We start from the raw sequence: 12,178 nt of genomic DNA on the forward strand, positions 1-12,178 counted from the left end.
CCGGCTGATGCTGGCCTGCGCGGAGATCTGCCGGACCTCGGCGCACTTCATGCTGATCGGCCTGCCGGAGCACAAGCACACCTGCCGGGCCTGCGCCGAGATCTGCGAGGCCTGCGCCAGGAGCTGCGAGCAGGTCGGCGACATGCAGGACTGCGTCGCGCAGTGCCGGGCCTGCGCCGAGAGCTGCCGGAAGATGGCCGCCTGAACCCGACGCGGCGGCTCGACCGGCCGCCCCCGCCAACCGACCTGAGGAGGCAATCTTGTTCGTTCGCACCCTGACCCTCGCCGCGACTTTGGCGCTCGCCGGCACCGGGGCGGCCTTCGCCGCCGACCACGACCACGGCTCCATGCAGGGGCCCTCGTTCGAGCTGCCCGCGGCCTGCAAGGCGGCGTCGGCTGCCAAGGAGGATTCGATGAAGGACATGCAGGGTCACATGTCCCAGGCCATGCAGGGCATGGGCGGCCAGATGACCGAGGCCCAGAAGGGCCTGCAGCAGGCCATGATGTCGATGAACGGCCCCATGATGCAGGGCATGATGGCCAAGGACGCCGACGTCGCCTGGATCTGCGCGATGATCCCGCACCACCAGGGCGCCATCGCGATGGCCCAGGTCGGCCTGAGAAACGGCGACAATCCCGAGGCGAAGAAGATCGCCGAGAAGACCATCCAGGAGCAGGAGAAGAGCATCGCCGAGCTCAAGTCCTGGCTCGACAAGAACGCCCAGAAGGAAGGCCGCCAGTAAGGCGCCGGCTGCCGTCGGGTCGCTCGTGGGCCGGCGGTGCCTCCTCGGCCATGCGGAAGGAGCGGTCATGAGCGACGCGCCACAGGGACATCACCCCGCCCCGGGAGGCCATGCCTGCGCGGGCGGCCACGGCCATGCCGGTCACGGGCACGGGCACGCCCACGGCCATGCGCACGGCGACCAGGCCGGCATCGCGGCGAACGACGCGGGTGCCAACCGTGTAAAGGACCCGGTCTGTGGGATGATGGTCGACCCGCACGCCACGAAGCACCGGGCTGAGCACGGCGGCCACCCCTACTACTTCTGCTCGAACGGCTGCCGGACCAAGTTCGAGGCCGACCCGGTCCGCTATGTCGACCCCGGCCAAGCCGCGACGAAGGCCGACCCGGTACCCGAGGGCACGATCTACACCTGCCCGATGCATCCGGAAGTTCGGCAGGTCGGCCCCGGGGCATGCCCGATCTGCGGCATGGCCCTGGAGCCGGCGATGGTCGGCGCCGACGAAGGCCCGAGCGAGGAGCTCGTCGACATGACCCGGCGGTTCTGGGTCGGGCTCGTCCTGACCCTGCCGGTTTTCGTCCTGGAGATGGGCGGCCACCTGTTCGGCCTGACGGAGCGCCTCGGGCAGCAGACGTCCAACTGGATCCAGTTCGCGCTGGCGACCCCGGTCGTGCTCTGGGCCGGCTGGCCGTTCTTCGTTCGCGGTTGGGCATCCGTCCGCAGCCGCAACCTCAACATGTTCACCCTGATCGCCCTCGGGACGGGGGTCGCCTGGCTCTACAGCGTGGTCGCGACCGTGGCGCCCGGGCTTTTCCCGGAGGCGCTGCGTGGGCATGGCGGGGCGGTGCCGGCCTATTTCGAGGCGGCCGCCGTCATCACGGTGCTGGTGCTGCTCGGGCAGGTCTTGGAGCTGCGGGCCCGCGAGAGCACGGGCGGGGCCCTCCGCGCGCTGCTCGACCTCGCGCCGAAGACGGCCCGGCGCATCCGGGCGGATGGCACCGACGAGGAGGTGCAGCTCGACACCATCGGCGTTGGCGACCGCCTGCGCGTGCGGCCCGGCGAGAAGGTGCCGGTCGACGGCGCTGTCGTGGAGGGTCGCAGCTCCGTCGACGAGAGCCTTGTGACGGGAGAATCGATGCCCGTCACCAAAGAGGCCGGCGCCTCTGTCATCGGCGGCAGCCTCAACCAGTCCGGCTCGCTCGTCGTCGAGGCGACCAAGGTCGGGCGCGACACCATGCTGGCCCGCATCGTCCAGATGGTGGCCGAAGCCCAGCGGTCGCGCGCCCCCATCCAACGCCTCGCCGACCAAGTCGCCGGCTGGTTCGTGCCGGCGGTCATCGGAGTGGCGGCGCTCGCCTTCGTCGCCTGGATGGCCTTCGGGCCGGAACCGCGCTTCACCTTCGCACTGCTGGCGGCGGTCGCGGTGCTCATCATCGCCTGCCCCTGCGCGCTCGGGCTCGCCACGCCGATGTCGATCATGGTCGGCGTCGGCCGCGGCGCCCAGGCCGGCGTGCTGGTCAAGAACGCCGAAGCCCTGGAGCGCATGGAGAAGGTCACGACGCTGGTGGTCGACAAGACCGGTACGCTGACCGAGGGCAAGCCGGCCGTGACGCGGGTGGTGCCGGCGGGCGGCTTCGACGAGGCCACCGTGCTGCGCCTCTCGGCGAGCGTGGAGCGCGCGAGCGAGCACCCGCTGGCCGTGGCGATCGTGAAGGCGGCCGAGGATCGCGGCATCGGCCTGGCCCCCGTGGCCGACTTCGACAGCCCGACTGGCAAGGGCGCGCTCGGCACGGTCGAGGGCCGCCGGGTGGCGCTCGGCAATGCCGCCTTCCTGCGCGAGCAGGGGGTGGACGTGGTGGCCCAGGCTGCCGAGGCCGATGATCTGAGGCGCGACGGGGCCACCGCGATCTTCGCCGGGGTCGACGGGCAGGTTGCGGGCGTCATCGCGATCGCCGATCCGGTCAAGGCGACGACGCCCGAGGCGCTCGCCGCGCTCCGGGCCGAGGGGATCCGGGTGGTGATGCTGACCGGCGACAACCGCACCACGGCAGAAGCGGTGGCGCGCCGGCTCGGCATCGAGGAGGTCGAGGCGGAGGTGCTGCCCGACCAGAAGGCCGCCGTGGTCGAGCGCCACAAGGCGGCGGGTCAGGTGGTCGCCATGGCGGGCGACGGCGTCAACGACGCCCCCGCGCTCGCGGCGGCGGACGTCGGTATCGCGATGGGCACCGGCACGGACGTGGCCATCGAGAGCGCGGGCCTGACGCTGCTCAAGGGCGACCTCCTCGGCATCGTGCGGGCGCGCCGCCTATCGCGGGCGGTGATGGGCAACATCCGCCAGAACCTGTTCTTCGCCTTCATCTACAACGCGGCTGGCGTGCCGGTCGCGGCGGGGGTGCTCTACCCGTTCCTCGGCATCCTGCTCTCACCGGTCATCGCAGCCGCCGCCATGGCGCTCTCCTCGGTCAGCGTGATCGGCAACGCCCTGCGCCTGCGGACGGCGCGGCTTGGTTGACGGAGACGGTGCGGGAAGCTCGGGCGGCTTGCGCTACGCCTTGACCTTCCCATCGCGGGAAGCCCTACGGAGCAGCTGAGGGGAGCACCGCTATGATGGGCCCGCGGGAAACGGAGGAAAGACCATGAAGCGGATCGTCCTGGCCTCGGCCGCCCTGCTGCTGATGGCGCCGTCCCCGGTAATGGCGATGTCCTGCTGCGGCGGCGGCAAGGACAAGGGCGCCATGATGTGCGGCAAGCCCGGCATGAAGACCGGGATGGCCATGAACCACGGCGCCATAAAGGGGAAGAAGGGCGGGTGCTGCTGCGAGGGCATGCCCATGAACATGACCAAGCGCGGCTAGCGGGAACCGCGGGCGCGTTGCGGGCCTCGCCCGGTCGATCTGGCCGCACTGCATCGGGGGGAGCGCGCCGCAGGGCCCCGCGCGCTGGCGACCAACAGGGCCGGTCTTTGCCCACGGAGAGGAAAGCCTCCGAAGGCGCGAGGGATGAGCGCCGTCTAATGTAGCACAACCTCCTGACGTTGTATCACATTAAAGGGAGGGGCCGGGCTCGCCCGGCTAGGCCGCCGCGACGACCGGCAACTCGTCGAGCCGGGTGGTGTAGCGGGGGGAGCGCATTTCGAACTTCGTCGACCAGTCGCGCTTCTCGGCGAGCCCGGCCGTCGCCGGCACCACGGCGCCGCGCCCGAACCGGCGATTGCAGGCGTCGAGCGCCGCCATCAACGCGACCCCGTGCTCCCGGTCGAGCTGGCCGAAGCCGGGCAGGGCCCGCTGCGAGGCCGCCAGCGGCACCAGGTCGGTCGTGACCACGCCCGCCTTCGCGTAGCGGTAGCCGTCGCGCCAGACCTTGCGCACGCCGTGCGTCGCCGCCTTCAGCAGCACCAGGGTGTCGTTCGTGGCCTCGGGCAGGGTCACCACCGTCGAGACCGAGCGCTGCGGCCGGTCGCGGTCGTGCTCGGAGGTGTGGAAGAAGACCGTGACGTGGTCGGTCCCGAGCCCCTCGCGCCGCAGCTTCTCCCCGAGCCGGGTCGCGTGCGCGGCGACCGCCTGCTCCATGGTGGCGCGGTCCTCGACCCGGTCGGAGAAGCTGCGGGTGACGGCGCAGCCCTTCCGGGTCGGGGCGAGCTCCTCCAGGTTGAGGCAGGGCACCCCGCGCAGCTCCTGCACTAGGCGCTCGCCCACCACCGTCATCGCCTTGCGCACCGCCCGGGTGTCGAGATCGCGCACGTCCGCCGCGCTGACGCAGCCGAGCGCCTCCAGCTTGCGCGCGTTGGCCGGGCCGACGCCCCAGATCTCGTCGGGCGCGATGCGGGCCATCCAGTGGTCGTACTGCACCGGGTCGGTCAGGTCGCAGACCCCGCCGAGCTCGGGCACCGTCTTGGCGACGTGGTTGGCGAGCTTGGCCAGCGTCTTCGTCGCCCCGATCCCGACGCAGGTCGGGATCCCCGTCCAGGCCCGCACCGTCTCGCGCATGTCGCGCGCGAGCGGCACACGGTCGCGCTCGCGCACGTCCGAGAGGTCCAAAAAGCTCTCGTCGATCGAGTAGACCTCGATGCGCGGGGAGAACCCCCGGTAGACCGCGTTCACCCGGGCCGACATGTCGCCGTAGAGCGCGTAGTTCGACGAGTAGACCCGCACGCCTTGCGCCCGGCACAGCGCGCGGATCTTGAAGTACGGCTCGCCCATGCGGATGCCGAGCGCCTTGGCCTCGCTGGTGCGGGCGACGGCGCAGCCGTCGTTGTTCGAGAGCACGATGACCGGCACCCGCGCGAGCCTCGCGTCGAAGACGCGCTCGCACGAGCAGTAGAAGCTGTTCCCGTCCGAGAGCGCGTAGGCCCGGGCGCTCATTCGCCGCTCCGGCGCCTCGGGTTGACCGAGCCCGAGACCACGCCCCAGACCTCGACCACGGCGTCCGGGGAGAGCCGGAACTCGGGGAAGCGCGGGTTGGCGAAGGAGAGCGTGACCCGGGGCCCCTGGCGGCGCCAGACCTTGAAGGAGCGCTCGCCGTCGATGTCGACGACCACGACGTCGCCGTTGCGCGGGGTCAGGGAGCGGTCGACCACCGCGAGGTCGCCGTCGAAGAGGCGGGCGAGCATCATGCTGTCGCCGGCGACCCGCACCAGGAAGGTGGCCGGCCGGTTGGCGACGAGCAGCCGCTGCAGGTCGATCTCCTCCTCGATGAAGTCGTCGGCCGGGCTCGGGAAGCCGGCACGCACGGGTTTCGCCAGGATGGGGATCGGTGTCGGCAACCCGATCGTGACGCCCGAGACCTGCATGCGCGTGCTCCGAATCCAACGGAACAAAAGTGGAACATGGCGGCCGGGTTCCGCCAAGCGGCCGAGCTTGGCCTCCGGCATGCGCGGTGGAGGGCTGTGGATAACGGGGATAGGGCGCTGGCGCTCGTCGCCGGGCCCGCCCAGGAACGCATCAGGAACGTCGCCGGTCCGTGAGCGTTGAGCTGCGCCTGGGCCGGTCCGGACCGCCTCACGTCGCCGTCCCGCGATACCGGGGGGTATCCGCCATGAAGCGTCTCGCCATCTTCCTCGACGGCACCTGGAACACGCTCAACAACAACACGAACGTCTGGCGCCTGAAGTCGCTGTGCGACCCGACGGCCCCCGGGCAGCTCGTCTACTACAGCCAGGGCGTCGGCACCCGCATCGGTGAGAAGGTGCGCGGCGGGATCGTAGGCTACGGCCTCGATAACGAGATCGTCGACGCCTACACCTGGCTCGTCCAGGCCTACGAGGAGGGAGACGAGATCTTCATCTTCGGCTTCAGCCGTGGCGCCTACGCGGCGCGCAGCCTGTCCGGCCTGATCTCGAAGTGCGGCGTGCTCCGGCCGGGCGCCCCGCTCTCGATCGAGCAGCTCTACGCCCGCTACCGCCGCCGCACCGAGCCCACGATCCGCACGCTGCTCGTCACCGACCCGGCGCGGCTCGCCGGCATCGAGGAGCGCTGGCTCGTCGCCCACTGCGTGCCCGCCGACGTCAAGTTCATGGGGATATGGGACACGGTCGGATCGGTCGGCAACCCGCTGTCGAGCCTGCGCACCCGGGTCGCGAAGTACCGCTTCCTCGACACCCACCTCTACCGCTCAAACACCTACGCCTTCCACGCGCTCGCCCTCGACGAGCAGCGTCGGGCCTTCGAGCCGACCTTCTGGACGCAGACCGCCGACAACGACAAGGTCGCGACCTGCCCGCGCCGGAGCCTCGATGCGATCGAGCAGCGCTGGTTCGTCGGGGCCCACGCCAACGTCGGCGGCGGCTACCCGAGTGACATCCTCGCCCAGGCCCCCTTGAAGTGGATCCTGGACAAGGCGGCCCAGCACGGCCTCGCCTTTCGGCCGGGCTTCTCCCTGGACGCGCCCGCCCCGAACGCGGAGATCGCGGATTCCTACGCCGCCTTCGGCCCGAGGCTCCTGCGCCTGTTCACGCCGCGCTTCCACCGGCCGGTAGGGGCGCCGCCCGCGGTCGGCTCCGAGCGCACGACCTGGCGGATCAACGAGACCATCGACGGCAGCGTCTTCGCGCGCTGGCGTGACAATCCCGGGTACCGGCCGCCCAACCTCGCGGACTGGATCGAGAGGCTGCGCGTCGACCCGGCCCGCGTGACGGGCGCGCTCAAGGCCGAGGATGCGACCCCGGTGTAGTCGGCGACGCCGGCCGCTACCGCTCGCGCACGACCGTCACGCTCTGCATCCCGCCCTCGGGCGTGAAGACGTAGGCTCCCACGTCGAGGCGGCGGAAGAGCCGGAGCCGCACGATCAACAGGCATGCGAAGGTCGCGCTGATCCGGCCCTGCGCGAGAAGCTCATGCATGGTGGTGAGGTCATCGCGGCTGGGCGCCGTCGGAAACGACGGGTGCGAGTGCTATTCGCCGAGGTAGTTGAACCGCGTTTAGTCGTGGCCCGTCCTTCGATAGGGCGCGCCGATCGCGTCGCCATGATGCCCGAGGTCGCGTACGAAGCTGGTCGCGGTCCCGCCGGCGCGCTGCACGCTGGCCTCGACGCCACGGAACGTGTCCGGGGCGACAGCCTCGCCCATCAGGACCCCGCCAATCTCCCGGCGTCCGGCGCGCCGCAGTTCGCCCTTCCAGAGGGCGACGACCGGTCTAGGGAGCAGGATCTTCATCACCGCGCTTCGCGAGCAACTCGTCGAGAAACTCGATCGCGGCGTTCAGGGCCTCCGCGGTCAGGGCGGCGCCCTCATCCGTGTCGCCGAGCGGACCTTGTTGATAGCCGCCCGACGGCCTGGCCTTTCCTCGGAGACTAGGCACCACCGTTCTTGCTGCGCTGCATCATAACGGCGGAATGGCCACTCCCGGCTCGGCCGGGACATCGATAGCGGGGGCGCCACGGAAAACCGTACTTTGGCTGTGGATAAGAACAGCGGTCTGCAGCCGCGATAGCGCCTCGCTCGGCGATCAGGCGGCGGTTTGGCACTTTCTGCCAAGGCGTCCAACTTCGGGCGCGTAAGACCGCTTCTGACCCGCGCTAGGGCCACAGAGATGTCGCCCCCTGCCGCGTGGCAACTCTCTGAGCCGCACGCGATATAGCGCCGAACAATTACAACCCTGTTAGCTGGACATCTCGATAATCTGGCAACAACATCGTGCATGAAATCTATGTATTCGATGGATGCGTCAGAATGTCAAAGAGCACTCGATACGATCTCGGCGCGATCATGCGCCAGGCCTGGAACTTGGCCAGAGAGGCTGCCTCGATTGCTGGTGAACGCGCACGGGCTCACATTGCTGGAGCGATGCGCCGCGCCTGGGCTCAGGCCAAGTCGGCACTCGCGCCGACGAAGAAGGAGCAGGTTCGTCTCTCTCCAAGCGACCTCATTGGAAATGAAGATGACTACCAAGGCCGGGTTCTAAAGTATATCGGCATCAAGTCGTGGTCATCAAAAGATGGATACGACAAACGCGATTACATCATTTGCGAAGTTGATGGTTGTCTCAAAGACAAAAATCTGATGTACTTCCACAGGTCTGGTCAGGTTGATCTTTTTCACATTGAGGTTGATACTCCTTTTGGAAAGATTTGGTGCCACGACAACATTGAGGTTGAGCTTCTTACCTAAGGTGACGAGCTCAACGTGTTGTCACCCCAGTTCCCTCGAGGCGGGGGCGGCCTCAGCCCCGAGCGACCTGCCTGTGCGCCACAACCGTGGTGACCTGGCCCCGTGTAGTCGAAGTCGACCCCGACCTCACGGGTACACTGGAGGATGGCGGGGTTACTTGCCGTGCCGCGACCTGGCGGCTACCGTAGAGGCCGCGGGCATCCAGGAGGATGCGGGGGCTAGGCTCCTTGGCGAGCCAGGCGCCGGCCGCGGGCGGTTTTGTAGGCTGGGGCGTCTGCAGCTCGCGTGAGGCTGCCGCCACCCACGGTCTCTGGTAGGCACATCCTCGCTCGACGGGAGACTTGAGGCGTCGCCGGCGCCGAGTGGTGGCGTCCGGCTAGCAGACAGCCCAACCGTGCGACGGACAACACACCGGGGGTTAGGGGACCTGGGCGGCCGAGGCTGGCGAGGGAGCGGCTATGTTGGGAAGGTGTGGAGTCTCGACCCCGAAGGCGACCTTCCTCAGGGCGCTCGCCTCGGCGATCTGGTAGGCTCGCTACAGGGGAAGTGCGCAATCGTAGTGGCCGCCGAGGAGGCGGCCAGTGCTCGCCCTTGCGCCAGGCCGCCTGGGACCGGTGGATGTTCTCGGCGAGGGTGTCCATCCGGCAGATCCGGACCCGGCACATTTCGACGACGGTGAGCTTGTCGGCGTGCTAGCTGAGGACGCAGTGGGTTTGGACCGCGCGCTTCAAGATGATGACGCCTGGATTGTCCGAGCCGTAGAGGGGATGTCCTCGGTGAACGAGGAGACACTGAACATGTGGCAGCCCCCCGGCGCGAAGGACCGAATCGCCTATTGCGCGCCGCGCCTTAGAGAGGGTGCACCGATTGTGATAGTGTCTAGACCAGTCTAGGCCCAAGGGACCAAACGCGGCAACACGGCCAAGGTTCCGAAGGGCGCTCCTACTCGGCCTTCGCCGGGGGCTTGGCCTCGGGCTGGGGTGGAGGGGCCGGCGGTGGCGGGGCCGCGCGGTTGAACCCGTCGCGATCCTTGACCGTCGCCACGAACAACGGCGCGCCGCCGTAGATCTCGCGCTGGACCTGCTCGAACGTCCGCGGCTTTCCGCGCACGTACGCATCGCCCCGGCGCGCGGCCCGCTCCTGCCACTCGGCCCGGGCCTTCACCACCCGCTCTCGGACGAAGGCTCGGTCGCGAAGGAGCGTGCTCTTCGGGTCGGCGGTGACACCGTTCTGCACCGGCACCGTCAACGTGCGGCCGAGGAAGGTGACGAGCGTCTCAGCAAGGTCCGCGTCGATGAAGTCGGGCACTCGCGTCGCGACGCGATCCTCGTGCAGCTGCCGGGGCAGGTCGAAGGTCGAGACAAGCTTCGCGAGGTTCGCCCGGTACTCGCCCCCCATGGCCTCGTCCGCCCTGGCGAAGATCGGGAACTGCCCGTCGAGATCCTCGTCGAGCAGCAGCTTGGCCGTCGCGGCCGCGTGCAGGCGCGGGAACTCGGATGCGGGCTGCCAATACCACCACAGCTTCTTGGCCTCGGCTCGCGCCTCTTCGGTCGAGAGCAGCGCCACAAGGGCGGCATCGGTCTCAGGCACGGCGGGCTCGGGCGCTGAGGCTACAGGGGGGGCGACGGGGACGGGAGCGGTCATCGGCTGCAAATCGGTCATTTTCGATTTCGGGGTCGAGGGCGGGAGCGTGCCCTCGGCCCGCGCATGCCTCAACGCGCGGCGGCGGTCGGCGCGCGCGTTCCGGAAGCGCAGGATCCGGGCCCGCTCGGCTGCCGCGAGAATGCGGATGGGCTCGATGCCGGCCCCGGTGTCGAGGCGCGCCTGCAGGTCGGGGCTCTCCACCTCGGCCATGACGAAGGCCCAGAACGCCTGGTCGGCGCCGTCCCTCGTGATCGCTTCGAGCAGGCGCTGCCCCCGGTACGGCGACGTCTCATGGCCCGGCGTGAGCGCGGAGCCGGTGAGCGCCTCGTCCAGGGCGGCGAGCCAGATCCGCCGCCAGGCATGCATCTCCGATCCCAGGGCAGCCACGGGCCGACGGCGCGATCCCGCCTTCGGCTGGGTCACCCGGCGAGAGGGGAGCGCGCTTCCGAGCTTCACCAGGGTTGACGCCCGGAGCTGGAAGGCCGGCGCGTCCGGGTGCGCCTGCAGGAACGAGAGGTCCTCCGCGGGTAGTAGCCGTGCGGCTGACGTCCGCATTTCCGGTGGGCGCAGGCGAACGGAGAACGCTACGGCGAGGTTGCGGCCCCGCTCGTCCTTGGCCTCCTCGGCCTCGACCGTGAAGGCCGTCACGTGGTCGGCGATGTCGTCGAGCGCAGGCTGCAGATAGCGGATCCGGAGCGGCCCCATACGGTGCGGGGCCGGCATGCCGAGGATCTCGCCGAGCTCTGCTACGGGCACCGTGACGACATGAGAAGGCGCGTCCGGCAGGTAGCGGACACGGTCGGCGGCGAGGCGCCCAACGAGGTGGCGGTAGAGCAGCGGCGCGCCTTTGGTGGAGAAGCGCGCGAGCGCGGCCAGGTCGAGGTAGCCGTAGAGGTCCCGGCGGAGGAGCGGCGTGATCCATTCCGGGAGTGACGCGCGGAACGCACCGTCGATGCTCAGCTCCTGGCGCTCGCCCCCGAGGAGACGCACGAGGCTGTCCGCGAGCTCGCGCGGCTGCACGAGCCGAGTGCGCCCGCTCATCGCAACGAGGGCGGGGCGAACGGGGATCGCCGGCTCGTGGATCCGCTCCGGCAGGCCGTCGGGATGCTGCGCGATCGCGTAGGAGACGACCCACTCCCAGAGCGCCACGTCCCGCGCGCCGAGCCGGGGGATCGCGCAGAGCCGGCGGTCGAGGAGGTAGGCGACCGGGCGCGGCACGGACGGAGCGACCTTGGCGAAGGCCTCCGGCGAGGCGACCGCCGCCTCCATGTCGCCGCGCACGCCCGGGACGAAGGGCGCTCGCCGGGAGCGGGCGGACGGGACGGAGGGCTCGGGCGAGGCGGGCATGAGCTCACGCTTGCAGATTTGCACCACCGGAAGGTACTACTCGGCGTGGCAGGAACAAGCCCATTCCCCTCTGCGGAGGCGGCTACGAACGGGCTCGGGACAGAGGCTCCGGCGGTCCCCTAATACTAAAATATAGAACCCGGCGGGCGGTAGAGAGGGCGGGGAGGCCGGCTGGGACGGGTGAGAATGGTCAGCCCAATTAGTATTGTATCGCGAGACCGCATCCGCCCCAGGCTGGAGCCTAGAGGGAAACTGGGGTGAAGCCGAGGCGGTAAGGTGGTGCAAATCTTCACGCCATGGAGCTGGTCCGGTGGTGGGGATCTGCACGGCGGGCGACCTAGATCCTTGCGTCCCGGGCGAGCATCATTCGGGCATGTCCGAGGCCGCTCTCTCCCCCGCGCGCAAGCGCACCCCTGGCCATCGCGCGATCATCGAGCAGATGGCAGCCGATGAGCGCCGGCGCGAGGATGCCGAGCGGAAACGGAAGGAGCGTGCCGATCGCAAGGCCGCTGGCCTGCCGGATCCGCGCGAGCTCGACCGCGCCATCGTCGACGCGATCCGCGACGCGCCGCTGACCGGCTCCCAAGGGGCCCGGGGGCGGACGCATCCCAACGCCGTCCATGTCGAGGGCCTAGTACGCCGGGCCGCTCGCGCCCTGCAGCTCCGGGGCTACCTGCCCGCCGCGACCGTTCCGGCCCTCTTCGCCCGGATCTCGCGTGACACCGTGGCCTAGCGCCAGGCCCTTCCCGGGGACCGGACCCACCCTCGTCGCGATGAGTGGTGTGTTGTCCGTCGCACGGCGGGCCGAGAGCCTGACCCTCGCTGGAACGACTTGGCGCCT

Annotated in this window: 12 protein-coding genes; 7 read left to right on the plus strand and 5 right to left on the minus strand. The window is 69.8% G+C overall.

Annotation, left to right across the window (positions count from 1 at the left end; all coding sequences use genetic code 11):
* From MFF61_RS12915 to MFF61_RS12930, 4 genes are all read left to right on the plus strand, one after another.
* Positions 1–205: four-helix bundle copper-binding protein (locus tag MFF61_RS12915; protein ID WP_505744349.1), on the plus strand; the 205-nt coding region annotated here is incomplete at its 5' end.
* A 55-nt stretch (positions 206–260) separates the two neighbouring features.
* Positions 261–743 (plus strand): DUF305 domain-containing protein, encoded by a 483-nt coding sequence (locus tag MFF61_RS12920; protein WP_147025424.1) that lies wholly within the window; start codon positions 261–263, stop codon positions 741–743.
* 67 nt (positions 744–810) lie between these two features.
* Positions 811–3,255 (plus strand): heavy metal translocating P-type ATPase, encoded by a 2,445-nt coding sequence (locus MFF61_RS12925; protein WP_147025423.1) that lies wholly within the window; start codon positions 811–813, stop codon positions 3,253–3,255.
* Positions 3,256–3,379: 124 nt separating this feature from the next.
* Complete coding sequence (locus tag MFF61_RS12930; protein ID WP_147025422.1) at positions 3,380–3,598, plus strand: hypothetical protein; 219 nt, start codon at positions 3,380–3,382, stop codon at positions 3,596–3,598.
* Between the two features lie 216 nt (positions 3,599–3,814).
* Here MFF61_RS12930 and MFF61_RS12935 read toward each other — a convergent pair whose 3' ends face one another.
* A complete protein-coding gene (locus MFF61_RS12935; protein ID WP_147025421.1) occupies positions 3,815–5,104 on the minus strand; it encodes a Y-family DNA polymerase in 1,290 nt (429 codons plus the stop codon).
* Complete coding sequence (locus MFF61_RS12940; protein ID WP_147025420.1) at positions 5,101–5,532, minus strand: LexA family protein; 432 nt, start codon at positions 5,530–5,532, stop codon at positions 5,101–5,103. The genes MFF61_RS12935 and MFF61_RS12940 overlap by 4 nt, the downstream gene beginning before the upstream one ends.
* 245 nt (positions 5,533–5,777) lie before the next feature.
* Here MFF61_RS12940 and MFF61_RS12945 point away from each other — a divergent pair, with 245 nt between their 5' ends.
* A complete protein-coding gene (locus MFF61_RS12945; RefSeq protein ID WP_147025419.1) occupies positions 5,778–6,911 on the plus strand; it encodes a T6SS phospholipase effector Tle1-like catalytic domain-containing protein in 1,134 nt (377 codons plus the stop codon).
* Between the two features lie 16 nt (positions 6,912–6,927).
* On the opposite strand, the gene MFF61_RS12950 is transcribed toward MFF61_RS12945, so the two are convergent.
* Both MFF61_RS12950 and MFF61_RS12955 read right to left on the minus strand, forming a co-directional pair.
* Positions 6,928–7,080 carry a hypothetical protein gene (locus tag MFF61_RS12950; RefSeq protein WP_210250374.1) on the minus strand — a complete coding sequence of 51 codons (153 nt, stop codon included), beginning with the start codon at positions 7,078–7,080 and terminating at the stop codon, positions 6,928–6,930.
* 78 nt (positions 7,081–7,158) lie between these two features.
* A complete protein-coding gene (locus MFF61_RS12955) occupies positions 7,159–7,392 on the minus strand; it encodes a hypothetical protein (RefSeq protein WP_238235544.1) in 234 nt (77 codons plus the stop codon).
* A gap of 516 nt (positions 7,393–7,908) precedes the next feature.
* Between MFF61_RS12955 and MFF61_RS12960 the strand changes: the two genes are divergently transcribed.
* Entirely contained in the window at positions 7,909–8,346 is a 438-nt protein-coding gene (locus MFF61_RS12960) for a hypothetical protein (protein ID WP_147025417.1), read from the plus strand.
* A gap of 942 nt (positions 8,347–9,288) precedes the next feature.
* Here the strand turns inward: MFF61_RS12960 and MFF61_RS12965 are convergent.
* Entirely contained in the window at positions 9,289–11,337 is a 2,049-nt protein-coding gene (locus MFF61_RS12965) for a hypothetical protein (RefSeq protein WP_147025416.1), read from the minus strand.
* A gap of 373 nt (positions 11,338–11,710) precedes the next feature.
* Here MFF61_RS12965 and MFF61_RS12970 point away from each other — a divergent pair, with 373 nt between their 5' ends.
* Entirely contained in the window at positions 11,711–12,070 is a 360-nt protein-coding gene (locus tag MFF61_RS12970; RefSeq protein ID WP_147025415.1) for a hypothetical protein, read from the plus strand.
* Positions 12,071–12,178: the final 108 nt, after the last annotated feature.

It is taken from the genome of Methylobacterium isbiliense, from assembly GCF_022179325.1.
In the GTDB taxonomy this organism is placed as follows: Bacteria; Pseudomonadota; Alphaproteobacteria; order Rhizobiales; family Beijerinckiaceae; genus Methylobacterium; species Methylobacterium isbiliense.

Excerpts from the sequence above, each read along its gene's own strand:
- MFF61_RS12925 (WP_147025423.1), top strand. The coding sequence starts at position 811 with ATGAGCGACGCGCCACAGGGACATCACCCCGCCCCGGGAGGCCATGCC.
- MFF61_RS12930 (WP_147025422.1), top strand. The coding sequence starts at position 3,380 with ATGAAGCGGATCGTCCTGGCCTCGGCCGCCCTGCTGCTGATGGCGCCG.
- MFF61_RS12935 (WP_147025421.1), bottom strand. The coding sequence starts at position 5,104 with ATGAGCGCCCGGGCCTACGCGCTCTCGGACGGGAACAGCTTCTACTGC.
- MFF61_RS12940 (WP_147025420.1), bottom strand. The coding sequence starts at position 5,532 with ATGCAGGTCTCGGGCGTCACGATCGGGTTGCCGACACCGATCCCCATC.
- MFF61_RS12945 (WP_147025419.1), top strand. The coding sequence starts at position 5,778 with ATGAAGCGTCTCGCCATCTTCCTCGACGGCACCTGGAACACGCTCAAC.
- MFF61_RS12950 (WP_210250374.1), bottom strand. The coding sequence starts at position 7,080 with ATGCATGAGCTTCTCGCGCAGGGCCGGATCAGCGCGACCTTCGCATGC.
- MFF61_RS12955 (WP_238235544.1), bottom strand. The coding sequence starts at position 7,392 with ATGAAGATCCTGCTCCCTAGACCGGTCGTCGCCCTCTGGAAGGGCGAA.
- MFF61_RS12960 (WP_147025417.1), top strand. The coding sequence starts at position 7,909 with ATGTCAAAGAGCACTCGATACGATCTCGGCGCGATCATGCGCCAGGCC.
- MFF61_RS12965 (WP_147025416.1), bottom strand. The coding sequence starts at position 11,337 with ATGCCCGCCTCGCCCGAGCCCTCCGTCCCGTCCGCCCGCTCCCGGCGA.
- MFF61_RS12970 (WP_147025415.1), top strand. The coding sequence starts at position 11,711 with ATGTCCGAGGCCGCTCTCTCCCCCGCGCGCAAGCGCACCCCTGGCCAT.